Raw genomic sequence first — 24,170 nt, forward strand, 5'->3', positions numbered from 1 at the left:
AAAATGTCTACGGATGACGCCGATGAACTCGAACAGCTCAAAGATAACATGAAGGATTTGATGGTCTCGCCTATAGGATGGCATACTATGGGCATCCCATTGCTGATCAGTTTTGTTCTCTCTCTTCTGGCTTTTACTGTCCCTCAAACCTCTATATGGGAAACTGTTTTTTCTCTTATGGCATGGCCTGATAAAGCGTTGTCAGGAGGCGTCATTGTTACTGGTTTTATCTATTGCTTAGTCATGTTCCCCTCATTAACATTAATCGCTCGTGGAAACCATACCGCCCTAAAAACATACATTAACCTCATATATTTCACATTAGCGGTAGTGGCAATCTATTTCTTAAAAACGCTAATTTCCGCGCTATTCGGCGGTTCTGTTACAACCTTTACTTTAATTTCATCCTGTATCGGCATGGTATTTGTTCTTGTTGCGTTATCGTGCCTTAACAGTCATCTTTTTTTCAAAAGTAATGCGTTTTATTTGCACAACCGCGTCTGGCGAAAGCAACTCAAGCTCAGAAATAAAACGCATTCAAAATAGTCTTTTAAAACCTCAATAAAAACCCGTGGTAACCATGGGTTTTATCATCTTACAGAATTTCCCACAGCGATTATCCAGAAGGTTCTGACAAAACTGTCACATCCACATCGTTTGAATGACGTTTCCTTGTAGAAGATAAAGAAAGTTATTTATTTTATTTAATTGAGCCACTAAATCCTTTCGCACACGCTTTTAACGATAATGCCCATTTTACATCAGACAGAAATTCTCAAGCCTGTTTTATACAACTCATCGCAACAGGCCCGTTTTTTTGTAACAGAACTCGTAATTAATGTTGCTCATACAAGCCCGGACACGCATAAAAATCAGACATACCTCACCCTTTAAAATAAAAAATCAAAACAACGTTTCATTTTTAATTGAAAGTCATTGGTGTGCCGAATAGGATGCGTGCAACTGGAATCAATAAGCCATTTATTACGTATTGCATTTACTATTCTATTTAACGGGAGATAAACGTGGATATCAGACAAAGCATTCACAGCGCGCACGCCAACACGCTGGATACACAAGGCCTTCGCGATGAGTTCTTAATCGAGACAATCTTTGTCCCGGACGATTACACCCTGACTTACAGTCATATCGATCGCATTATTGTCGGCGGGATTATGCCTGTCACACGGGCTGTCTCGATTAACAATGAGGTGGCGAAGCAACTGGGCGTCAGTGACTTCCTGGAACGCCGTGAACTGGGCATGATTAATATTGGCGGTCCCGGTAAAGTTACCGTGGATGGCGACGACTATGAGATTGGTCATCGCGAGGCGCTGTATATCGGCAAAGGCAGCAAAACGGTCGTGTACGCCAGTCTGGATCCACACCAGCCTGCAAAGTTTTATTTTAACTGCGCGCCAGCCCATAAAACCTTACCCATTCGTAAAGTCACGGCAGCGGATGCGGCCTCGGTCACGCTGGGCGATCCGCTGTCCAGCAATCGCCGAACTATCCACAAGTACCTTGTCCCCGAGGTAGTGGAAACCTGCCAGCTCAGCATGGGGCTGACCCAGCTCGAACCCGGCAATCTCTGGAACACTATGCCCTGTCATACCCACGCGCGCCGCATGGAAGTCTACCTCTACTTTGCTATAGCCGATGACGCCTGCGTGTTCCATATGATGGGAGAACCCCAGGAAACGCGTCATATCGTGATCCATAACGAACAGGCGGTGATCTCACCCAGCTGGTCTGTTCACTCAGGTGTGGGGACGCGTGCTTACAGCTTTATCTGGGGCACCGTCGGTGAAAACCAGGTGTTTGATGATATGGACCATGTCGCAGTCAACGATCTGCGCTAACCCATGGCGGCATGATGCAGTAAGCACAAGGCAATATGCCTGGAAGGAATCATTATGATACTGAACGCATTTTCTCTACACGGTAACGTCGCGGTGGTCACGGGTTGCAACACCGGCCTGGGCCAGGGAATGGCGATAGGTCTGGCGGAGGCAGGCTGCGACATCGTAGGCATTAACCAGGTTGAGCCCGATGAAACCCAGGCGCGTGTTACCGCACTGGGGCGACGTTTCCTGAGCCTGAAAGCCGACCTGCGCAAGATTGACGCGATCCCTGCCTTGCTGGACAGCGCGGTTGCCCACTTTGGTCGTATCGATATCCTGGTCAACAACGCCGGACTGATTCGCCGTGAGGATGCCATCAACTTCAGTGAACAAGACTGGGATGATGTGATGGACCTGAATATTAAGAGTCTGTTCTTTATGTCTCAGGCCGTGGCCCGACACTTTATCGCACAGGGCAGCGGCGGCAAAATCATCAATATTGCCTCAATGCTGTCGTTTCAGGGTGGGATCCGTGTTCCGTCCTATACAGCATCAAAGAGCGGCGTCATGGGCATCACGCGGTTACTGGCAAACGAGTGGGCCAAATACCGGATTAACGTGAATGCTATCGCACCGGGCTATATGGCTACCGATAACACGCAGCAACTCCGGGCCGATGCGCAGCGTAATGCTGACATTCTGAATCGCATTCCGGCCGGGCGCTGGGGACAGCCGGACGATGTCATGGGGCCAGTGGTGTTTCTCGCCTCGCCAGCATCCGACTATATCAATGGTTATACCCTGGCCGTGGATGGCGGCTGGCTGGCACGTTAACCAGCATACGCTCATCGCCGTCTGTGTGGCGGTGTTATTGCGCATCACTGATACTCAGCGCGGAAATTATATTCTGGCCCTTGTTACGTGTTATTTAAATATCACGGATTAAACAACACAGTTTATATCGGTGTTAAATCGTCGCGCGTAAAAACGGGTAAGGTTCGCACCACGTAATAATGGCATCAATAAAAGAGGACGCTGTTTTTTACCTGAAACGTTTACGCCTTTTGGGCGGACAGCATTAAACACGGCCATTTGAAGCTGACGATTATCGCGTAAATCGCGAGGGCCAGGCATGAAAAATAATCACCATGGAATAATGATAAAACACAGGAATAACAATGACTACGCAATCTATTGAGCATCAACTCAATCTGTTACTGACGGGTTTTACACAGCTAAAAGACGAAGGACGATTTAACGAACCCAATATTGATGGCACAGCGGGAGATTATATTTCCTTCGCCAACTGGGAATGGCCGCAGGGCGTGGGATTATTTGGCCTCGTCCGGTTATGGGAACTCACGCAACGCAAAGATATTTACCAGCTTATTGAGACCTGGTTCCAGAATAATATTCAGAAAGGCCTGCCGCCCTTAAATATTAATACCACGGCACCGATGCTGCCGCTGTCGCTGCTGTGGGCTCACAATCGTGATCCTCAGTATCAAGCGGTGCTGGATCACTGGGCCAACAGGGTAATGACCGCGCTGCCGCGTACGCCGGAGGACGGGTTTCAGCACGTCGTGTCCGACGGCATTAATCCCATGGAAATCTGGGATGATACGCTGTTTATGGTGGTGCTGTTTCTTGGCCACTACGGCATGGTCGCCGGGCGGCAGGAACTGGTGGAGGAAGCCGTGCGTCAGTTTTTACTGCATGCCCGCTATCTTAACGATCCGCAAACCGGTTTATGGTTTCACGGCTGGAGCTTCGCCGAGAAGAATAATTTTGCTCACGCCCGCTGGGCGCGCGGCAATGCCTGGATCACCGTTGGCATTATTGAGTTTCTGGAACTGACCGCGCTTCGCGGTGGCGTACGTGACTATCTGCTGGCGTGCCTGAAAACGCAGGTGAATACCCTCATCGATCTGCAATCCCCGCAGGGCGCGTGGCACACCCTACTCGATCATCCCGACAGCTACGAAGAAATCTCGGCCACGGCCGGGTTTGGCTATGGGCTGTTAAAAGGCGCGCGTCTGGGCTATGGCGATGACCGTTGGTTACAGGCAGGGTTGCGCGCGCTGGAAGCCGTGCAGCGAAATATTGATGACGAGGGCACCGTGCACAATGTGTCTTATGGCACCCGCATGGGAAGAACCCTGCAATTTTATAAAGACATTCCGCTTCAGCCGACCGGCTACGGTCAGGCGCTGGCCATCTTATGCCTGACCGAAGGGTTAAGGCACACCCAAAAATAATAATAACGCTGACACCAGGAGAATCGAATTATGACGCAGACAACCTATTGTCACTTTCCGCTGCAACAACGAGATGCTGTGCGCTACTGGCAGCTCTCGGCAGTGGCTCCACAACCCTATGACGTGGACGATGTTCCCATGTCGGGCGAGATGGATCCTTTTTTCTTTCTGAGCAAACATAAAAACTTTATTCCGCATACCTATCCCTGCCGTACTGAATTTCAAAAACAGTTCGCCGGCAAAAAACCCTGTCCGTTTGGCGACCGCACGCTGACAAACTGGTGGTTTCCTTTTGGGTCCGATCGGGTCGATTTGTCGGGGTTTTGGTTTCGCGCCACCCGCATTGGCGCACAGGCGGAAACCTGTCTGGTCGCAGCCGCGCCCGGCAGCCGTCGTTTTCGCCTGACCACCTGTGGCGCAGCACTGGTCACCCTGAACGGCGAGGAGGTTGCCTGGCTGGCCGATTATCAGCGCAACCTGGAAAGCCAGGTTGAATTTACGCTTAACCTTCAGGCCGGGTTAAATACGCTTCGCATCTGGTTTGACGATCTGGCCGAACGCGATGTCCGCTTCTTTTTCCAGCTGGATTACGTCGAGGGGGATCCGCTTCAGGTTGCGCTGGCGGTGCCGGCGGAGGCAGAACAGGTACGGCATATGGAGTCGATGCTGGAAGGGATGGCATTTGAACAACCGACTTATACGCAGGGGCCGGTTCGCCTGTGTTTCCCGTCCCCTGCGACAGACACTTTCGACCTGAACGTTTTGGTTTCCGGCGATTTTATTTCGCTGGATGAGCCGGTGCGGCTTCGTACCGTTCTGGAGAAAGGCGAAGGGGCCGTCACGCTCGCCGAGAGCGACACATTGCCCGCCGATTTTCGCCGTTTTGCTGTCAGCCTGAAAAAAGGCGCTTTCCACATCACCCGCACGCTGGGCGTCGAAATCTGCCACGCTGAACGCCAGGCGCAGGTGCCTGACACTTTGGCAGCCAGGGCAGAAGAAGCCCTGAGGCACGTTGCGCTGCACGGCGAGTACAGCAGTGTAAAAGCGCTGGCACGCTTAGCCTGCGGGATGGATGACGCGGAAACCCAGTCGATGCTGGAAGGCGTTCTGCCTTCCGTTGAAGCCTGTCACGACTGCGCCGACTTTACCCTGGTGCCGCTGCTCTGGTGCCGGATCCAGTGGGCCGATCGCCTGGCCAGCGCCACACGGGAAAAAATCGATCGGGCCATTTTAGGCTTCCGCTACTGGATGGATGAACCGGGTAATGACGTGCAGTGGTACTTCTCAGAAAATCATGCCCTGCTGTTTCATACCGCCGCATACCTGGCAGGCAGCGCCTTTCCTGACGCGACGTTTATCCGATCTGGGCGAACGGGCCGTGAGCAGGCCGCAGCCGGTCTGGCGCGCGTGCGGGCCTGGCTCGATCATTTCGAGCAGTGCGAGATGGCCGAGTGGAATTCAGCACCGTACTTCCCGATAGACCTGAAAGGTCTGAGCGCCCTTGCCGCCCTGGCAGAAGATGCGGACATCGTGACGCGCAGCCAGCGGGCCATATTGCGCCTGCTGGAGCAGCTCGCCCGCTCATCACATCAGGGCATGCTGACCGCCTCGCAGGGACGTTCCTATGAGCACACGCTGTGCGCAGGCCGCTCGCTGGAGCTGTCGGCGATCTCTCGCCTGCTGTGGGGAAAAGGTTACTACGGCTGCCGCTTCCATGCCCTGCCGCAGCTGGCCCTGCTGTTGCAGCAGAAAAAATTACCCCTTCCGCCCGGCCAGGCAAAGGTCGCCTGCTGGCAGGGTGACACCGCGCAGGAATGGTATTTTGCTCAGGGGAAAAACCGCATTGCCCGCCTTTATCACTATAAAACCCGCCACGCGGCTATGGGTTCGCTTGCCGGTTACCGCTGGGGCGAGTGGGGTTATCAGGAAACCCCGATTCATTTAAGGATTGGCGACGTGCCTGAGGCGCAAATCTGGATCAATCATCCGGGCGAAAAGCTGCACGGCGGTTTTGGTCGCCCTTCGTACTGGGGAGGATGTGGCACATTGCCGCGCGTTCAGCAATATCGTGGCCTGGCCATCGTGATGTTCAACGTTCATGACGATCAGCCCGATTTTACCCATGCCTGGCTGCCGCAGCGCTATTTCGATGAGATGCGCGTCTGTGAGCAACGCATTTTGCTCCGCAGCGGTAACGGCATGGTGCAGATTTCGGGCAACCAGCCTTTCCGGCTGACAACCCGCGGTCCCGCGCAGCACTGTGAAGCCCGCTTAGCGGGAAAAGAGACCTGCTGGCTGATTCGTCTGAATGACGATCCGCAACTCAGCACGTTGGAAGAATTTGACTCGCGCTTCGCCCAGATTAGTGTCGAACAGCGTGAGGACGGCACGATTTGCGTGAACGATCCCCTTTACGGCGACGTGTTCTTCCAGCCGAATGGTTGTGTCTTTGGCCAGGGCCGGTTGCTGGATCCTGACAGCTGGACCCTTGCGGGGGAAAGCCATGAACTGGAGTTGCCTTCGGGCGCCCACACTTAAGCTGAGAATGCGCAGGCCCGGCGGCGGCCAGGCCTGCGCGGCCATGTAAAGGACAGGAAGCTCAGCGCCAGAGGATTTTTCTCTGGCGCTGCAAACGGATGAGCCTGTATGCCGCAGACAGGTTGCGTTCCGTCTGCGTGGTCCCTGTTTTTTTGGGATGGCGTTCAGCTCTGTAATTTCCTCAGGCAGCGATCCATGGCACTGACCACCCAGTCGATATCGTGCGTCTGGAAACAGAGCGGTGGGCGGATTTTCAGCACGTTACCGTATGGTCCGGCAACGGAGGTCAGCACAAAGGCCTCACGTAACGCCTCCACCAGATCGAGTGCCAGACGTTTGTCAGGCGCTTTGCTTTCTCTGTCCTTCACCAGCTCAAAGCCGATAAACAGCCCTGCCCCACGGACTTCACCGATGCACGGATACGTTGCCTGCAGGGATTGCAGCGCCGCCAGCAGTGCAGCGCCGGTTTTCAGGCTGTGCGCCTGAAGTTCTTCCTGTTCAATGACATCCATCACCGCGTGCGCCGCCGCCATGGAGACCGGGTTACCACCAAAGGTATTAAAGTAAGGTAGCGCATCGCTAAACGCCGCCATGACCGGCGCTTTCGCCATCAGCCCCGAGACCGGAATGCCGTTCCCCATCGGTTTGCCGGTAGTTACGACATCCGGAACCACGCCGTGTCGGGCAAAGCCCCAGAACGCCTCGCCGGTGCGGGCAAAGCCAGGCTGCACTTCATCGGCAATAAAAATGCCGCCATTCTGATGCACCACATCAATCGCCGGTTTTAAAAAGCCGGGCTGACCGGGTAAAACGCCGTCTGACGAGAAAATCGAGTCGGCCAGGAACCCCGCAAATTTAATGCCGTGCGCAGCCATATCATCGATTTGCTTCTGAATTTCCTGCGCAAACCAGGCACCCTGATCCGCCGTCTGAATGCGATAAAAGTCCGGCGGGGCCACCAGCCGTGTATGCGGTGATAACGGCTGACCGCTGCCCAGCGCGGGCGAAACGCCGGAGGTAAGCGCACTGGTGCCGTGATAGGCTTCTTTGGACACGATGATGCCCGTACCACCGCTCCAGCACTGGGCAATGCGGATCGCCAGATCGTTTGCCTCAGATCCGGTACACATATACATGGCCCGATCGATCTCGGCCGGCATCGTGGCCAGAATGCGATCGCTGTACGCAAGGATCGATTCATGCAGATAGCGCGTATGGGTGTTTAACTGCATCATCTGTTTATGTACGGCATCCACGACCGCCGGATGACAGTGACCAATACTGGCAACGTTGTTATACATATCCAGATACTGATTGCCCGCCTTATCCCACAGATACTGGCCCTTTCCGCGCACCAGATGCACCGGATTGCGGTAAAACAGCCGATAGGACTCGCCCAGTACCTGACTGCGCTTATCGGTCAGTTGTCGAATGTCCGGTGCCAGCGTTTCCGCGTTTTCAGCACGAAAGCTGTTGGTATCCATTATGGTTGAACGTACCGTCATCGTGACTCCTTGGTCTTTGTGCTGCCCGGCGGCGCGTTACGCACCGCCAGGCGGGTATAAACGTTAATCGGTTTCTGCGGCAACAGAGCGCTGCGCGACAGCACCGCGGCGGGAGTGCGTGGTCAGGAAGTAGAGATAGCCCGCCACCATAAAGCCCACAAACAGCGCGCCGATCTGCGGGTTAAACCACAGCATCGCGATCAGGCAGATCACCGAGCCACACAGGGCGATGGCGGGGATCACCGGATACCCCGGTGCACGGTAGCTACGTGCCAGTGTCGGATCCGTGCGACGCAGTTTAAACAGGCTCAGCATACTCATGATGTACATGACGATCGCCCCAAACACCGACATGGTGATCATCGCAGCGGTCAGGCTCATTCCCTGAAAGCTGATGCCGTCAGAGAAAATGGCAACAATGCCGACCACTCCGCCCGCCAGGATCGCCCGGTGCGGTGTATTAAAGCGCGACAGTTTTGCCAGTGAAGGTGGCAGATAACCTTCCCGCGCCAGCGCAAAGAACTGACGCGAATAGCCCATGATAATGCCGTGGAAACTGGCAATCAGGCCGAACAGGCCAATCCACACCAGCATGTGCATCCAGCGTGAATCGTTACCGACCAGCATTTTCATGGCCTGCGGCAGCGGATCGTTAATGCCTGACAGCGTGCGCCAGTCACCTGCCCCTCCGGCAAACACCATGACGCCCATCGCCAGCACCACCAGCGTTAAAATACCGCTGATGTAGGCGCGGGGAATGGTCCGGCGTGGGTCTTTTGCCTCTTCGGCCGCCATGGCAACGCCTTCAATGGCAAGGAAAAACCAGATGGCAAAAGGAATGGCGGCAAACATCCCGGATACCGAGGCCAGAGAGAACGTATCCTGCCCAGCCCAGCCATGAGCGACAAAATTCGTCAGGCTGAAGCCCGGCGCGACCACGCCCATAAACACCAGCAGTTCAATCACCGCCAGCAGCGTCACCAGCAGCTCAAAGGTTGCCGCAATGCTGACGCCGATGATGTTCAGTCCCATAAAGATCAGGTAGGCACAGACCGCAATGAGCTTAGGATTCACTTCCGGAAACTGCACATTGAGGTAGGCGCCTATCGCCATAGCAATGGCCGGGGGCGCAAACACAAACTCGATTAAGGTGGCAATGCCCGCAATCAGCCCGCCGGTATCACCGAAAGCACGGCGACTGTAGGCAAACGGTCCTCCGGCCTGCGGAATGGCGGTCGTCAGTTCGGTAAAGCTGAAGATAAAACAGGTGTACATGGCGGCGACAAAAAACGTCGTGACCAGAAAACCCAGCGTACCCGCGGCTCCCCAGCCATAGCTCCAGCCGAAATATTCTCCCGATATAACCAGTCCCACAGCGATGCCCCAGAGTTGCAGGGTACCAAGGGTGGGTTTCAGTTTCTCTTTCATCACTGCGTTCCCCGTCTGTGTAAAGTGAAAAGGCGATGCCTAAAAAGCTGACGGGTAGATGATGGACACAGCCGCAACAGAAAAACTTGACCGCAGAAAACAGAAACACGTCGGCTGGGGTCAAGTTGACCCGGGTCGGGTTGTGACGCCTCTGCCGAAGTCAATTTTTGCCTGCTCTCAGGTCAAGCGCGCCAGGCCGGTTCAGCGCCATGCTGCCTCCACACGCAGAGAAAGGGAGACAGACATGAGCATTAAGCAATATGACACCTTAACGAACGACAGCATTCTTCAGCTTGCCCACCAGGCGTTGCAGGCGTATCCGGCCTGTTTGCATGCAGAGGTCAAACTTCTGTGCCGTTCCGAGAACGCCACCCTGTCTGTCAGCACGCCGCAGGGCCGGTACGCGTTACGTATTCACCGCGGCGATTACCACGCTAAGCAGGATATTGAAAGCGAGCTGCACTGGCTGGATGCGCTTCAGGCCGCAGACATCTGCGTGCCGGTGGCGGTGCGCGACGGGCACGATAACCGCATTCAGACGCTGCCGCTGCCGGACGGCAGTGAACGCTATGCTGTGCTGTTTCACTGGATCGAGGGCGAGATGCTCACCGATGCGGTCGATCCGGCCGCCTTTCGCCAGTTAGGCCGCATCACCGCGCAGCTCCACCACCACAGTCGTCGCTGGCAAAAGCCACAAACCTTTCGCCGTATCGTCTGGGATCATCACACGATGGTTTCCCCTACGGGTCACTGGGGTGACTGGCGCGATGTGGCCGGTTTAGCGCCATCACAACATGGCGTGATTGAAGAAACGCTGTCGCATGTAGGCCGTGAGATGGCAGCGTTTGGCCAGTCGCCCGACCGCTATGGTCTGATTCACGCCGACCTGCGCCTGACCAATCTGCTGGTACACAAAGGCGAAACGCGGGTCATTGATTTTGATGACTGCGGAATGGGCTGGTATCTGCACGATCTTGCCGCTGCGATCAGCTTTGTCGAACACCATCCCAGCGCCCCACAGTGGGTGGAAAACTGGCTAAACGGCTACGAACAGGTGGCGCACGTTAGCGATGAAGAGCTGGCGATGATCCCGTGCATGCTGATTCAGCGCCGCATTCAGCTGACCGCCTGGGTCGCTTCCCATCGCGAAACAGAAATGGCGCGCAGCCTGGGCGACGGTTGGGCGAACGACACGGTACGCCTGTGCCACCGCTATCTCGAAGGGGCCCGATTGCCGATTGGCGTCTAGCGCACTCTGGCGGTGCCTGAATGACAGATCGCGGTGCAATCTTCACGGGGGCGATGCTAAGTGCCTGTTAACTGGTGCCTGACGGCTGGTATGTTTCTTGCAGAAGCTAACGATGTTCAGTTGCAGGCGGAAAACATCATGACCAGCAGATTTCCAGAGGCCGCCATAACGGCCATGTCCAGCGCGGGTAGCAGTCACCGTGGCGTCCTGTCGGCCGCCGCGACGGGACTGGGTGATTTCATTAACGCCCAGGGCGGCGATGTGGATCGTATTTTCGGCATCAGCGGGATCGATCCGGATACGCTCGCCTGCCCGACGCTGAGCCTGGACCTGGTCAATTACTGTCGGGTGCTGGAAGAAGCGGCCAGCCAGGCGGGCGTGGACAACTTCGGTTTACAGTATGGTCATCAGTTCCGGCCACAGTCTCTGGGTCTGATTGGCTATATTGGTCTGTGCTCGGCCACGCTGGAACAGGCGCTGCAAAACGTGGTCAATGCTTTTCCCTACCATCAACACAACACCTGTATTCGTCTGACGGAGCGCAGCGACTGCTGGCAGCTGGATTATCAGGTGCGTCACGGCGCGATTCTTCAGCGCCGTCAGGATGCGGAACTGACGTTAGGCATGTTTCTTAACCTGATTCGCCACGCGGCAGGACGCCACTGGGCACCGCGTGAAGTGCATTTCGAGCATCCGCGCCCTGAGCACTGGCACGAGCACTGTAAAGTCTTTGATGCGCCGGTCTATTTCGATCAGCCCTTTAACTCGATGATCATCGCCAAAACGGATCTGGGCCGCAAAATGCCGGATCACGATCCCATGCTGCTGCTGGTGATGCAGGATGCGATCCGTCGGCTCAGCCCGCCCGTCATCATTCAGGATACCGTTAATCAAACCCGCACCGACATTCACCTTCAGCTACTCAATGGCGAACCCTCACTGGACATTATCGCCGAAAAACAGGGACTGTCTGCCTGGTCGTTACAGCGGCGACTGCGCGATGAGCAAACCAGTTTTTCCGCCCTGGTCGACAGCGTCCGTAAAGAGATGGCGACGCATTACCTGAAACAACACCATCTGTCGGTCTCTGAAATGGCCTTGCTGTTGGGCTATTCTGAAGTCAGCGCCTTCTCACGCGCCTTTCGCCGCTGGTTCGGTTGTAGCCCACGCGACTGCCGTAAATCGCAGGGCACGGTTTTTCTTTGACAGCATCAGGCTGTCTGGCCAACGCATTATGCGGGCCTTTCTTACTGAAGAAAGAAAACCCGGTATGAATTATCGCTGAGCGCTTACGCGAGCGTATCGAATAAAAACGCCTCAAACAAATAGCCCTGAAATGCCGCAGCGTGCGGTCTGGCGAATTCGAAGTGTTGCGCCGTTTCGACGCCTTCTACAATAATAAATTCACAATAGTGTTTAATTTCCGCCAGCGTGGCTTGCCAGACGGGGCTGTTTTGATGCCGCCAGAAAAAATGCTTATCCATTTTCACGGCTTCATACATTCCACGCTGTAAACAGGGAAAGTGGGAAGCCGCACTGCCAAAATCATCCAGCCATAACGTGTATTTATTATGTAGTTCCCGGAGTAAGGGATTATTTAATCCCTGCGCAAGATCGGGAAAGTGTTCCGCGACTTCAATGCGAAGAAAAGAGTGCGCTGTGGCGAGCTCAACAATATCCCGTTCTTCCAGCAGCGCAAAAGCCATTTCCAGATCGACATTTACAGAACACAGCAACTGGTTTTCTTCAAAAAAATGATGCTTCTTATCGATTAGAGAAAGTTGTTCTCGTAACAGCTTTATTTTCTGTTGTTTATTTAATTTCGCAATATGAAAACAGGGGGTTCCCGGTGCGGCGAATCGCGTCAGAACTTCTACAGCAATTAATGTCGACGCGTTGTTAACGACAGGTTCAGCAATGAACCACCAGGCACGGTTGTTATTATCGAGATTGTGGATTTCCATTCCCATGCTCTGATTCAACGCGATGAAGTAGCGTGATTATTGATCGCTACAGACTATCAATCAAATGTTATTTATCGGGTTAAGCTATGATTTAACCTATCAAAATTAAAAGATTGATCGTTAATCCCTTGTTATTTAATAAGGTTTCAGGAATTAAAATCTTTATTTTATGCTGGCCCGGATTGCGAAGCCTTTTACAACGCCTGCTGCATAAGGTATTGACCCCATTTCCTGCGCGCAGCTCAACGCGCCTGTATCCTTCGCGTGCTAAGAATTAAGCATTGCAGACCAGTGAAAAATGGAGACAGTGAGAAAAAATAAAAAGGATAATATTGCCGCATCCGGTTAACGGGTAACTTAAATACATCAATACCGGTCATTTTGAAAAATGGCTGACGCAGGTTTTTCCCACACGGCGTTTGCAGCATTTACTGTCGACATAGGCAGTGATTTTTTACTTACCTGACCCGGCAGGCTGAAGAAATAAATAAAAACGCTTTTTAGAGGACGTGCAGGGTATTTCAGCGACGTTGTTTAGCGTCGCCGGGGAAGAATGCTGTGAATAACGGTGATTCCGTAAATGCTGCCCTGAATCACCATCACAGGAAGGGATTGGGCCTGACTATGGCTGCTGCGGTTTAAATACCTGCTGCACAAATTCGATATACGCAGGTCGCCAGACATCCATCTCATGCCCCAACCCCGGATATTGAGTGTAATGGAATTTTACGCCCTGCTTTTCCAGCTCGGCTTTGAGTCCGGCAATGTCTTTGCCGGTCACGATATCTTTATCGCCCACCGCCAGCGTAACGTTTTTCAGCTGCTTATTCACCGCCTGCGCCTGACTCAGCTGGCGTGTCACAGCCTCATTCGGCACCGTACTGGTGGTCACGCCGCTAAAGCTGGCCAGCCAGCCAAAGTCGTTCAGGTGCGTCATGCCTGACACCAGCGCCTGATAGCCGCCCTGAGACAGTCCGGCAATCGCCCGGTCTGCCGGTTTGCGACTGACGGTAAAGCGCTTTTCCACCAGCGGGATAATGTCCTGCATCAGTTCCTTATCGGCGGCGGCGGCATTGAGGGGATAAAAGTCTTTGCGACGGTCTGCTGGGGGAAAGTTTTCAGGAATGGCCTGCACGATGTCCGTTTCGGTATCAGGCACCACAACCAGCATCGGCGTGATTTTGCCTTCGGCCAGCAGGTTGTCCATGATCTGCGGCAGGCGGAGCTGCGAGATGGCGGACAGCCCGGTATCGCCAAAACCGTGATAGAAGTAGAGCACCGGTAACGGTTTACCGTCTGCCTTATAGCCCGGCGGTGCCCAGACAAAGACCTGACGTTCGGATTTCAGTGCGGTGGAATGATACGTCAACGTCAGCACATCGCCGTGCGCCACGTTACGCTCATCCAGAATGCTGCCCGGCACCAGAATCATACTGGTGTTCACCTGGCGCTGCGGTTTGGTAAAGCGGCTGCCGGTATCCGGCGTGCGGAAACCATCCACATCAAAATAGTACTCATATAAATCGGGCTTCAGCGGCTCGCTGGTCCACGACCAGATGCCGGCACTGTCCTTTTTCATATCATGGGATTGCTGACTCAGCGGCGTGGCCCCCGTGACCACAGCAACCTGCTTCGCGGCGGGCGCAAACAGGCGAAAGGTAATGGAGTGATCGGGATTCAGCGCGGTGATATAGCGGCTCACGGGGATGTGAGTATCCGGGGTTTGCGGTAACGGTGCGGCAAGCAGTGCGGGTCCATATCCCATCAGCAGGCTTCCGGCCACCAGGGATAAACAGGTTAATTTTTTCTTCATTTTGCGTCCCGATAATTGAATTGATCACGCGGTATTTATTACATTTTTTCTCCGGGAAGCGAGGTGATAGCGTCGCAAAAAGCGCAGGCTGTGATGAACGTCAAAGAATGGCGTTAACCTGCCGTCAGCCTCACCGGTACGCGATCGCCCCGGCGCGTTGAGATGCTGTTCAGGCGCAAACCGGTAAGGTCATGACATCAACGGTTCGATGATGATTTGCGAGGCACTATGCATATTACCTACGAAAAACTGGCCGATCGGCATCTGAAAGAGATGTATGAAATCCGCTTCTCGGTGACGGAAAACCGGCTGCATGCTCACCAGATCCGCTATCTGCAGCGTGAGCAGGCGCTTGACGATATCCGCCAGGGTGGTGGCTGGATCGCCAACGTCGATGACGAGTACGTCGGTTACGGGCTGGGTATTTATGCACCCGATCCGTTAATCGGTGGCCTGTTTATCAAGCCCGCGTTTCAGCGGCTCGGGATAGGTAGCCAACTGCTTGAAAACATCACCGACTGGTTCAGACAACAACAGGCCCGGTCGATGATGTTGACCACCGACACAGGTTCCCCTGCTGAACGTTTTTATGAAAAACACGGCTGGCGCGCGGCGGGCACTGACGAATATGGCCAACGGATTATGCGCAAGCCCTGAACCCGGTGTTGCCTGCGCAAACCTCAGTTATCGCAGGCACCCGTTGTACCAGAGCTTTGCCACCGGACCTGACCACTTTTTTTGCAACCGTCGTACAACAGCCCTGCACTTTTTTGCCCACTCATCCTTCATTACGGTTATTGTCGCAGCGTAAACACAGCACTCCCGATAAGGATTAAGAAACGATGCGTAAACTTCCCCTTTTTGTGGTCACGCTTGGCCTGTTAATGTCGGTTGCCTCTCAGGCACAGGCAGAAGGCTGCCTGAAAGGCGCGCTGGTCGGCGGCGTAGCCGGGCACCTTAAACACCATGCGGTTGCCGGTGCCGTGGCGGGCTGCGCGGCAGGGCATTACCTGGCGAAGAAGCATAAAGACGAAGAGAGTAAGCAGAGCCATTAGCGGTTCAATGGGGTTGCCCCTGTGCAACCCCGCTAAGTTTTTAGCTACCTCACTGGTTTACACCATTGGCACCGCCTCGCCCGGACCGGGCAATCTGCCCATCGCTACTGCGGCCGTCAGGCCGGGCTGGTGCTGGCAACCGGCGTCATCTCAGGTTCCCAGTGCCGGGGTTTGCTTACTGCCTTTGGCATCTCTGCGATTTTGGTTTCTTTCCACGGTTTTATTTTCTGGCTAAAACTGCCCGGCGCGGCCTGTTTACTCTGGCTGGCGTCAAAAGCCCTGCGCAACGCCTTTCGCCCTGGCGACCTGGCGGCACGTCCCGCACGTTCTCACACGCGTTTACGCGGCTACTATCTGCAAGGGCTGGGATTGCACCATACGAATCCCAAAGCCGCCCTGACCCGGTTCACCGTCACTAGCGTAGGCCTGACCCGCGGGCCCCACAGTGGCAGGGCTATGTTCTGGTTGCTATCTGCGCGCTAACCGGCGTGATGATATTTGGGTTGTATGCGTGGATTTTGCTTCGCAAACGGCGGAGGCGTATCTCAATCGGGCGCGGCGCAGTTTTGATGTGATTTTTACGGGGTTTTATCCGTTGGTGGCGGTGGGGTTTTTGGTGTCATAGATACAAAAGATGTAGGTCTAACATAACCTCAATAAATACCATAAGGACAAATAAACTCCCAATACAATCATTTTTTACAATTAACTAAATATGAAGGAAAAAAACATACATCTGTAGATGCAATGCATAACTTAATAAATTCATAAAAAGATCAATGAAAATTCATGATAACCATAAATGCAGTTTAGCTTGGTCACTATTAAGCCATTTTTATAATGAAATTTTTAAGATGTTACTTCTAAATGACGCAATAATTCATTGCGTCATAAAACAAACTATCTGATGAAGTAGCTCTCCTTCTTACATAATCCAAAGATAAAAACATTTAAAATCATTAAGTTATACTGATTTGACAACATTTTACAGACCTCCTGCGACGCAGCAATTTCAACCAACTTTCTCACAGAACACAGGCTTTCATATTACTTTTTTAAAAAAACAAGGAATGTTAGTGCGAATGTAAATTAACCTTTTTTTATCATTTACATCACATTTAGCAGTCTGATATGTTAAGAACAAGCAGGGATAAGTGAGAGAAATTTATTGATTCACTACCAACTAAGCATCAATTCTTTCAGGCACGGAGTCTGTAAATGCCATTTCAAGGTCGTATTTTTTCAAAATCAAGCATTCCGGTACTAGCTTTCGTTGCGTTATGCTTAATAGGCGGAACAACGTGGGCACTTCAGAAAACGGGTCTAAACAATAGCTTACCGTTGTGGTCTGCAGGTATGAGATTCCTGATTGCGGGAACAATAATTTTTTTATTTCAGTTTTTACGTCGTCAATTTCAATTAAATAAAAACTTAATAAAACTCGCTCTCGCAAATGGGTTATTTTATTTTGCGGTACCTTTTGGAACAGTTTACTGGGCCTCATCACATGTCCCAAGTGGTTTGGTTGCGGTGCTAGCTTCAAGTATTAGTGTTTATGCCTTATTATTGAATCATTTCTTACGTGGTAAGCCAGCCTCATTCCGCCAAATACTTGGTGTAGCTTGTGCTGTAATAGGCATAATAATAGTTTTCAGCAACAGATTACATATTGAAAGTAATAGCATTGGCATTCTTGCGATGGTATCAATACTATTTGCGATGGGAAGCTCAGCAGCAATAACATTAAAAGTCCAACGTCACATTAGCGAGTTACCATTTCTAAACTTTGTATCATTATCGATGCTTTGTGGTGGCGTATTACTATTGTCGGCCAGCCTAATTTTAGAAAGTGGCGTTAGAACCTTTTCAAGTACAAGTTTATATGCCCTCCTCTATCTTGCTTTAATTGGTTCTGTATTAGGGTTCTCCCTTAATATATTACTTTTGAAACACTGGCATATATCTAAAGCAACCTCTCATTTGTTTATATCTCCAGTCATAGCGCTTTACATCGGATATGTCTTTATGGACGAGATTATCACTACCAATGTCGGAATTGGAACGTCCATAGTGATTTTAGGTGTAATGTTAATTAATTTTCCTCCTTTTAGAAAAGGTTTGAAAGATGTCAAATGTTAGAAAGAACTTAGCTATCATATGTCAAAACAGGAAACTGCCTTTTGTTTTCGAAGAGGCGGAAAAATTAGGGATCGACATCACTTTTTTTTACAACTCAGAAGAATGTGCTCCACCTTCCCTTCCTGCTGTAAAATATGCTGTACCTTTACCTCTGTTTAGCAATGAATCAGAAGCTTTAAAAATCATGGAGGAACAATATAAGAATCATCCCTTTGACGGCATATTGACACTCTTTGAGCCCGCTCTTAACTTCGCATCAAAAGTTGCAAAAAAATTAAAACTACCTTATTTACCTGAAAGTGTAATTGAAAACTGCAGAAATAAAAATTTAACTCGTCGCATAATGCTTGAGCATAGGCTAAATACGCCTACTTTCATTGAACTGAGCGAAGAAGAAATACCAAATGAAGCTGCCCTTGAATTTCCATTAGTTGTTAAACCTACTAACGGATTTTCAAGTCAAGGTATTATCCGTGTTGAAGATTATGAAAGTCTTGTTAAAGCTGTAAAAAAAGTATGGGAAATCAACCATACGGAATTAGGTAAGTTTGTATATGGTAAAGGTGGCGTAATTCTTGAATCTTTCATCGATGGTCCTGAATTTGCTATTGAAACCTTATCGAGTCAAGGTGTTGTAACTGTGCTTTCAGTTGGAGACAAAGGTGACTGTAAAGGCCCTTATTTCGAGGAAGGAATCTACATATCGCCAGCAAATATCGATAATAAATTACATCTGGATATATGTGATGAAGTTAAACGGGTTGTTCTAGCTTTGGGTATTACGGAAGGACCAGCGCATGTCGAATTACGTATTGACAGCAACAGGAAGCCTTATGTTATTGAGGTGGCCCCACGTATAGGCGGTTCTGGCATTTCACATTTTATAGTTAAAGCCAGTACGGGTATAAATTTCTTGCAACTTGTTATATGCCAGGCTTTAAATATAGCCAAACCAGACTTGCCCGATAATATAACAAGCAAACACACCGCCGGAAATTATATAATCCCACTTCAGGGAGATGGTATCTTCAAGGAAATTAAAGGAATTAATGAAGCAAACAACATGGAAGAAACTCAGAGGATATTTCAATTCATTGAACCGGGAACGAAAATCCTTCCATATCCTCACTTCTCAGGTTACCCTGGCTTTATCCTTACACAACATCAGAGTCATCAAGACTGTGTTGAATTTCATGAATATTTAGATAAAAACCTTACTGTCGTATACCAATAACTAATTAAATGGAAAATTAAAATGTTAAGTAGAACGATTCATACTTTAGGTCCTGCTGGAACAAATTGTGAAAAAGCAGGTTATTTATGGCTTAAAAATAATAACTTCAATGGAGAGGTTATACTTTACTCTACTCTTGAGGAAGCCCTGGTTGAGGTAAAAAAAAACAAGCAAGATCTTCTTTTGGGTTGTGCAGTTTACCCTGATTTACATCATATCGTTTTTAAAAACTTAATAGAAATGGAAATCAAAGACAGTTTTATTATGCCAACATGGAATATGGTTCTTGCAGTAAAGGATAAAAATACATCTTTAACAAAAGAATCAACTATTTCCTCACATCCAGCGCCAGCACACCTTGCTTCACTATATAGTGAGCATGTAAAGCTGGTAAATAGTAATGTACAGGCTGCACTTGAATGCGCTAATGACAATACGGTCGGCTGCATTACTACATTGAAAGCAGTTCAAGAAAATGGATTGCATATTATTGAGGACTTTGGCGAGGTTCCTATGTGTTTCACCATTCATGGGCATCGTCATTAATGGAAAATATTATGACAGATATTAAAAATAAAGTTTCCTCTAAACTCGTCCCAATGATTAATGAGTTTCAACGCTATCAGTGCAATACTGGCGCAGTCATTAATGAACTTACCCGAGCTGAGAAATTATTAGACGAGATTATATCTATTTCGGGCAATATACTTAAAGATCTCTCTCAAGAGAATTATGCAACACATCTTATTGCTGACCTCAATGACTGGAAAAAACGAGGCCTTAATAAAGAGCCTTTTTTTGATAACTCTCTTGCTAACTTTGTAGTTCCCAAAGATGGTGAGACGACTTTCTGCCTGGCAGCAATTACCACACCCAACAGCGGCCATCAAAAGGGATACTGGTTAGAATGTTTTTTGGTACAGCGTAAAGAACCTGCGGTTGTTAAGGAAATTGAAGCCGAAATCCCGCACCCAAAAAATGTAAGCCAAACTGTATGCCTACTTTCATCTAGTTATGGTTTTTCAACTGGACGCTGCTTAGTTTTTTTTCCTGAAAATGTTAAGACAAAGGAAAAAATAACTGACCAATCTTTTGCTTTATTTTTTTTCGACAAGTTTCACAAAATCTACACTCAAGATACAATATGTAGAGCTGAAAATATTTTCAATTTGAAAGAAATCTATTCTAAAGAGATTGATGAAGAAAGCTGCTATGCCGCTCGCACAGTATGGGGATATCTTCATGATTATTATCATCATTGCGGCACCCGGCCTTTTGACAGAAACATACACGTTAAAATGAACTTCTGGGCTGGTATTCTCGAAGAAATAAAAGTTGACTGCAAGACAATTATGACTTTACAAGAGAGAAAGTATCCATGGTGGCAAGAAATCACTGAGTTTATCCTTTTCGAAAGACTGGCAAGGTACCCGGCCCAGCATGATGCAACGCGAAACTTTGATTCAGCAACAGGTGTCTTTTTATTTACCTGGTTAAAAAGAAATAACTTTTCTTTCTCATATGACGCTGCTCCTGATAAGCCCGCTCTCAATCTAAATGAATGCCTTAAAGGTATACATATTCTTGTTAACGAGATTGAAGAGCTTGAAATTATTGAGGATGACGCAGATTTTAAAAAGGCGGTAGAATATTATGTCAAAAATATACTCACCCCTGGAGTTGACGGGGAGAAATATAACATCCCAGAGGATTATACCGTTCACAGTAGAAATATGGGAATAAAAATACCCGAGTTGCACTTCCAATAAGCTACTGATGGGTTTACGTACTTTGCTTACGGTTGTTGATACGATATAACAATTTAATAGAAAAACAATATTTCCAGCTGAGAACCATAAAGTTATTACCTTTGATTAAAACCATAACCCAGAGTTTTCTTTAGTTTTTTATAATCAGCCCTGTTATATCGCGTATATTTTATTGATTAATTTAATAACATGACGACTCGGTACTCTTTCCCTGCGAGGTTTACCGATTCGTCAGCTTTTCTTTGGGTTCTATCCAAAAAGGCAATTACTATAAAGCGATCACACGTCTATTTTCCTTATAGATAAATACCTGTTTAAGAAGAATTTAAACATTTACTTTATGAGATAGACTGCAAATTTATCCTTATACTGCTTACGCAGCAAAACACTGCTCAAGCGCCGTAATCACCGCCCTGATGCGCGCGACCTTTTGCAAATCCGGATGGAGCACCAGCCAGATATCAACCGGGTCGCGTTTGTCGGGAAAGAGCGGGATTAATTGCGGATCGCGCTCAGCCAAAAACGTCGAGAGTAAGCCAATGCCAATCCCGCGTTTAATGGCGGCTTCCATAAGCAGTTGCGTATTGCATTCCAGCACCACCTGTTGGCTGTTTACGGCAAATCCACACAGGTTTTGTCGATGACGCGGCACAAGCTCTGCCGGAAACATCACCAATTGATGGTCGGTTAATCCACTATCTTCATTCGGTTCACCGAGTCTGTCGAAATAACGCTGGCTGACGTAAAGCCCCATCTGAATGGTCGCCAGACGTTTGACGATCAACTCCTCAGAATCTGGCCGTGCCCCACGAATGGCGATATCTGCGCTGCGGTAGGAGATATCGGCGAATTCCAGTCCGGTCAGCAAGGTTACGGTGATATCCGGATAGTCTTCACGCAGACGTTCAATGGCAGGCATGACAAACGCCGAGGCGAGCGTGTCGGTGGTGGCAATGCGAACGTTACCTGCAGGGAGGTTATCGCCGCAGGCCGCTTTGCGACGCATTACCTGCATGGCGCTTTCCATGGCACTGGCTTCTGCCATCACCTGTTCGCCAAACTCACTTAGCGTAAAGGCACGGGGCGTGCGGATAAACAACCGGGAACCGAGCGCGCTTTCAAAAGCAGCGATACGTCGTCCTACCGTTGCCTGATCAACATTTAACGATTTCGAAGCCCCGCGCAACGTTTTATGCCTTGCCAGTGCAAGGAAAAAACGGACATCATCCCAGTTCATCCACTACTCCATGTTATTTTAGCTAAACGTGTGTCTTCAAACTGGCTAAAAAACTATCGAACGCCATCAGCCATATCATAAAAACCACTATGCAATCATAAGTATTTTTGCATTATTGTGAAGCATTAATGCAACTTTTAAAATTTCAAATTGTGACTATGATGGGCCGTTTTTTGGATATAGCCTCGCTGTGTTTTATCCTGTAGTGGCCTCCATCTAACGCACATTTTATTGCCCGATCAGTTCTGATTATCTTTACTTTTATTCTAATGGATTTAGATAATGAAATTGTTTGAAGATGATAGTTTCGTAACCATCTACCCGGCGTTTAACTCCGATAAAGTTGTTGAAAATAATATTAGCGAAGCAGAAATTGCTTTGAATTTTGCTGAAGATCTTATTAATCAATTATACAATAAACAAATAAGTCACATTTTCTTAGTACCTGGTAAATTGATTTATCCCATCATCAAAGCACTGGAAAAATCATCAATCATCGGAATTATGGGGGCACATGAAACCGCCTGCGGATTCATGGCTGACGGTTATGCAAGAGGTAATCGGAATTTTGGCGTTTGTTTGGGAATTTCCGGGCCTGGCACAATGAATTTTATACCAGCGATGGCAGCTGCCCGAGCTGACCGAATACCCGTGCTCTACATCACAGGCGGCGTAGCTACTTACCATGAAGCTCAGGGAGCCTTTCAAGATGGCAGTAATGGTGGACTTGATGAAATATCCGTCGTCAAACCTTTACTTAATAGTGCTATTGAAATAAAAACACCTTCTGTGTTTAACCACGAATTACGGCGTACCTTCGATCTACTTAACCCTCATAGAAAAGGGCGTGCCTATTTAAACTTGCCAGTAAACATTCAAAAGAAATCTCAACAAGACAACTCGATAAAGACAAATAGTATACAACATGGTTTAGCGATTGATACATCAGCAATGGATATGCTTATTCATGATTATCTTTGTAATGATTTCAATGTTGCTATTTTAGCAGGTAACGGTGTTAATAATTATCATGATGCTAAACTGTTGAAAGGCGTAGCCGAGAAATTTTCTATTCCGGTAGCGACTACCCTTTCAGGTAAAGGTGCCTTCCCTGAAAAACACTCTTTAGCCCTTGGCTTATACGGTTTCGCCGGCCATACTCGCGCAATAACAACTATTAATGATACCAGTGTTGATGTTTTGATTGTTCTCGGTAGTGATTTAACACAGCGAGACAGCCTCAATTGGTGCCCAGAACTTCACAGTAATAAGACACTAATATTCATTGACGATGATTTCGAAAAGAACTGCTTACACTACCAACCTGATATTCAAATATTCTCAAATCTTAGTAAAACCTTAGATTACCTCTTCAATATCAAGATACCGAGAAGAACACCTTTGCTCGCGGCTAAACAGAAACGTTTACGCTGGATATCTGATATTCATAGATTACCGTTAACCATCTCTAAAACATCGATTTTTACAGCAAAGGATGAAAAAGATAACCGCTTGTTTGCTGGTGATGTTGTTCGCTACTTACGTAATATCTTGCCCGAGAATACTAACGTTGTTGTTGATTCTGGTGCGCATAGAATCTTTATGGCCCATTACTGGTCCGCTGCTGGCATCGGTGATTATCATACTTCCAGTGAGCTTGCCCCCATGGGCTGGGCTATCTGTGCGGGTATCGGCATTAAACTGGCCCAACCAGAACGGCCGTGTATGGTGGTAACTGGTGATGGATGCATGCTGATGCACGGCATAGAAATTCAAACCGCAGCCCGTTACGGTGTTAAAACGCTTTTCGTAGTCCTGAACAACCAAGCCCACGGCGCTATGCACATTGATACATTACATCAACGTGGCGTTTCTGCAGACTTTACCCATCTTCCAGCCCATGATTGGGTAGGCTTTGCGACAAGCCTTGGTGTTGAAGCCACCCGCGTTACACGACTGGAAGAATTAAACACAGCCGTCGACGCAGCAAATCAACATTCCGGGCCTTTCCTGATCGAAATCGTTGTCGGTAATCACACAACACCGAATCACTACTACTCACAAAGCGTAACGGCTTATGAGGCACGAATTGCTGCGCAGAGTTTTTCTTTAATACCTCACAAATAAGATACTCAGG

Annotated in this window: 20 protein-coding genes; 15 read left to right on the plus strand and 5 right to left on the minus strand. The window is 49.4% G+C overall.

Going from position 1 to position 24,170, the window contains the following annotated elements:
* Positions 1–3 precede the first annotated feature (3 nt).
* From C7433_RS07585 to C7433_RS07610, 5 genes are all read left to right on the plus strand, one after another.
* Positions 4–546: a hypothetical protein gene (locus C7433_RS07585; RefSeq protein ID WP_058708695.1), complete on the plus strand. Its 543-nt coding sequence runs from the start codon at positions 4–6 to the stop codon at positions 544–546.
* Between the two features lie 479 nt (positions 547–1,025).
* Positions 1,026–1,862, plus strand: a complete 837-nt coding sequence (gene kduI, locus C7433_RS07590) for a 5-dehydro-4-deoxy-D-glucuronate isomerase (RefSeq protein ID WP_110267893.1) — start codon at positions 1,026–1,028, stop codon at positions 1,860–1,862.
* Positions 1,863–1,916: 54 nt separating this feature from the next.
* Positions 1,917–2,678 (plus strand): 2-dehydro-3-deoxy-D-gluconate 5-dehydrogenase KduD, encoded by a 762-nt coding sequence (kduD, locus tag C7433_RS07595; RefSeq protein WP_110267894.1) that lies wholly within the window; start codon positions 1,917–1,919, stop codon positions 2,676–2,678.
* Positions 2,679–3,022: 344 nt separating this feature from the next.
* The gene (locus tag C7433_RS07605; RefSeq protein WP_054634559.1) at positions 3,023–4,102 is read left to right on the plus strand and encodes a glycoside hydrolase family 105 protein; all 1,080 of its coding nucleotides are present in this window, start codon (positions 3,023–3,025) and stop codon (positions 4,100–4,102) included.
* A 30-nt stretch (positions 4,103–4,132) separates the two neighbouring features.
* A complete protein-coding gene (locus tag C7433_RS07610) occupies positions 4,133–6,640 on the plus strand; it encodes a hypothetical protein (protein ID WP_110267895.1) in 2,508 nt (835 codons plus the stop codon).
* A 164-nt stretch (positions 6,641–6,804) separates the two neighbouring features.
* On the opposite strand, the gene C7433_RS07615 is transcribed toward C7433_RS07610, so the two are convergent.
* The gene (locus C7433_RS07615; RefSeq protein ID WP_033740150.1) at positions 6,805–8,145 is read right to left on the minus strand and encodes an aspartate aminotransferase family protein; all 1,341 of its coding nucleotides are present in this window, start codon (positions 8,143–8,145) and stop codon (positions 6,805–6,807) included.
* 63 nt (positions 8,146–8,208) lie between these two features.
* Positions 8,209–9,573 carry an ethanolamine permease gene (eat, locus tag C7433_RS07620; RefSeq protein ID WP_033740149.1) on the minus strand — a complete coding sequence of 455 codons (1,365 nt, stop codon included), beginning with the start codon at positions 9,571–9,573 and terminating at the stop codon, positions 8,209–8,211.
* Between the two features lie 244 nt (positions 9,574–9,817).
* Here eat and C7433_RS07625 point away from each other — a divergent pair, with 244 nt between their 5' ends.
* Both C7433_RS07625 and C7433_RS07630 read left to right on the plus strand, forming a co-directional pair.
* Positions 9,818–10,822: a phosphotransferase enzyme family protein gene (locus C7433_RS07625; protein ID WP_110267896.1), complete on the plus strand. Its 1,005-nt coding sequence runs from the start codon at positions 9,818–9,820 to the stop codon at positions 10,820–10,822.
* Positions 10,823–10,960: 138 nt separating this feature from the next.
* On the plus strand, positions 10,961–12,028 hold the full coding sequence (locus C7433_RS07630; protein WP_033740338.1) for an AraC family transcriptional regulator: 1,068 nt from the start codon (positions 10,961–10,963) through the stop codon (positions 12,026–12,028).
* Positions 12,029–12,111: 83 nt separating this feature from the next.
* On the opposite strand, the gene C7433_RS07635 is transcribed toward C7433_RS07630, so the two are convergent.
* Together C7433_RS07635 and C7433_RS07640 are read right to left on the minus strand one after the other, a co-directional pair.
* Positions 12,112–12,786: an EAL domain-containing protein gene (locus tag C7433_RS07635; RefSeq protein WP_233255761.1), complete on the minus strand. Its 675-nt coding sequence runs from the start codon at positions 12,784–12,786 to the stop codon at positions 12,112–12,114.
* Positions 12,787–13,408: 622 nt separating this feature from the next.
* Positions 13,409–14,551 (minus strand): alpha/beta hydrolase-fold protein, encoded by a 1,143-nt coding sequence (locus C7433_RS07640; protein ID WP_052133195.1) that lies wholly within the window; start codon positions 14,549–14,551, stop codon positions 13,409–13,411.
* 276 nt (positions 14,552–14,827) lie between these two features.
* On the opposite strand from C7433_RS07640, the gene C7433_RS07645 reads away from it, so the two are divergent.
* From C7433_RS07645 to C7433_RS07675, 7 genes are all read left to right on the plus strand, one after another.
* Entirely contained in the window at positions 14,828–15,256 is a 429-nt protein-coding gene (locus C7433_RS07645; protein ID WP_054634563.1) for a GNAT family N-acetyltransferase, read from the plus strand.
* Positions 15,257–15,441: 185 nt separating this feature from the next.
* The gene (locus C7433_RS07650) at positions 15,442–15,654 is read left to right on the plus strand and encodes a hypothetical protein (RefSeq protein WP_033740144.1); all 213 of its coding nucleotides are present in this window, start codon (positions 15,442–15,444) and stop codon (positions 15,652–15,654) included.
* Between the two features lie 129 nt (positions 15,655–15,783).
* The gene (locus C7433_RS23835) at positions 15,784–16,137 is read left to right on the plus strand and encodes a LysE family translocator (protein ID WP_233255762.1); all 354 of its coding nucleotides are present in this window, start codon (positions 15,784–15,786) and stop codon (positions 16,135–16,137) included.
* 735 nt (positions 16,138–16,872) lie between these two features.
* A complete protein-coding gene (locus C7433_RS07660; RefSeq protein ID WP_072193753.1) occupies positions 16,873–17,793 on the plus strand; it encodes a DMT family transporter in 921 nt (306 codons plus the stop codon).
* Positions 17,780–19,027, plus strand: coding sequence for an ATP-grasp domain-containing protein (locus tag C7433_RS07665; protein ID WP_054688199.1), 1,248 nt, complete (start codon positions 17,780–17,782; stop codon positions 19,025–19,027). The genes C7433_RS07660 and C7433_RS07665 overlap by 14 nt, the downstream gene beginning before the upstream one ends.
* A gap of 21 nt (positions 19,028–19,048) precedes the next feature.
* Positions 19,049–19,573, plus strand: coding sequence for a hypothetical protein (locus C7433_RS07670; RefSeq protein ID WP_033740141.1), 525 nt, complete (start codon positions 19,049–19,051; stop codon positions 19,571–19,573).
* 11 nt (positions 19,574–19,584) lie between these two features.
* A complete protein-coding gene (locus tag C7433_RS07675) occupies positions 19,585–20,796 on the plus strand; it encodes a DUF6421 family protein (RefSeq protein ID WP_199227848.1) in 1,212 nt (403 codons plus the stop codon).
* A gap of 373 nt (positions 20,797–21,169) precedes the next feature.
* Here the strand turns inward: C7433_RS07675 and C7433_RS07680 are convergent, their stop codons facing one another.
* Positions 21,170–22,033, minus strand: coding sequence for a LysR family transcriptional regulator (locus tag C7433_RS07680; RefSeq protein ID WP_033740138.1), 864 nt, complete (start codon positions 22,031–22,033; stop codon positions 21,170–21,172).
* A gap of 282 nt (positions 22,034–22,315) precedes the next feature.
* Between C7433_RS07680 and C7433_RS07685 the strand changes: the two genes are divergently transcribed.
* On the plus strand, positions 22,316–24,160 hold the full coding sequence (locus C7433_RS07685) for a thiamine pyrophosphate-binding protein (RefSeq protein WP_110267898.1): 1,845 nt from the start codon (positions 22,316–22,318) through the stop codon (positions 24,158–24,160).
* Positions 24,161–24,170: the final 10 nt, after the last annotated feature.

This window comes from Pantoea sp. PNA 03-3, from assembly GCF_003201175.1.
GTDB classification, from domain to species: domain Bacteria; phylum Pseudomonadota; class Gammaproteobacteria; order Enterobacterales; family Enterobacteriaceae; genus Pantoea; species Pantoea stewartii.

Coding starts and splice junctions, on each gene's coding strand:
- C7433_RS07650 (WP_033740144.1), top strand. CDS start 15,442: ATGCGTAAACTTCCCCTTTTTGTGGTCACGCTTGGCCTGTTAATGTCG.
- C7433_RS07625 (WP_110267896.1), top strand. CDS start 9,818: ATGAGCATTAAGCAATATGACACCTTAACGAACGACAGCATTCTTCAG.
- C7433_RS07670 (WP_033740141.1), top strand. CDS start 19,049: ATGTTAAGTAGAACGATTCATACTTTAGGTCCTGCTGGAACAAATTGT.
- C7433_RS07685 (WP_110267898.1), top strand. CDS start 22,316: ATGAAATTGTTTGAAGATGATAGTTTCGTAACCATCTACCCGGCGTTT.
- C7433_RS07610 (WP_110267895.1), top strand. CDS start 4,133: ATGACGCAGACAACCTATTGTCACTTTCCGCTGCAACAACGAGATGCT.
- eat (WP_033740149.1), bottom strand. CDS start 9,573: ATGAAAGAGAAACTGAAACCCACCCTTGGTACCCTGCAACTCTGGGGC.
- C7433_RS07585 (WP_058708695.1), top strand. CDS start 4: ATGTCTACGGATGACGCCGATGAACTCGAACAGCTCAAAGATAACATG.
- C7433_RS07615 (WP_033740150.1), bottom strand. CDS start 8,145: ATGACGGTACGTTCAACCATAATGGATACCAACAGCTTTCGTGCTGAA.
- C7433_RS07605 (WP_054634559.1), top strand. CDS start 3,023: ATGACTACGCAATCTATTGAGCATCAACTCAATCTGTTACTGACGGGT.
- C7433_RS07630 (WP_033740338.1), top strand. CDS start 10,961: ATGACCAGCAGATTTCCAGAGGCCGCCATAACGGCCATGTCCAGCGCG.
- C7433_RS07640 (WP_052133195.1), bottom strand. CDS start 14,551: ATGGGATATGGACCCGCACTGCTTGCCGCACCGTTACCGCAAACCCCG.
- C7433_RS07675 (WP_199227848.1), top strand. CDS start 19,585: ATGACAGATATTAAAAATAAAGTTTCCTCTAAACTCGTCCCAATGATT.
- C7433_RS07660 (WP_072193753.1), top strand. CDS start 16,873: ATGCCATTTCAAGGTCGTATTTTTTCAAAATCAAGCATTCCGGTACTA.
- kduD (WP_110267894.1), top strand. CDS start 1,917: ATGATACTGAACGCATTTTCTCTACACGGTAACGTCGCGGTGGTCACG.
- C7433_RS07680 (WP_033740138.1), bottom strand. CDS start 22,033: ATGAACTGGGATGATGTCCGTTTTTTCCTTGCACTGGCAAGGCATAAA.
- C7433_RS07635 (WP_233255761.1), bottom strand. CDS start 12,786: ATGGAAATCCACAATCTCGATAATAACAACCGTGCCTGGTGGTTCATT.
- C7433_RS07645 (WP_054634563.1), top strand. CDS start 14,828: ATGCATATTACCTACGAAAAACTGGCCGATCGGCATCTGAAAGAGATG.
- C7433_RS07665 (WP_054688199.1), top strand. CDS start 17,780: ATGTCAAATGTTAGAAAGAACTTAGCTATCATATGTCAAAACAGGAAA.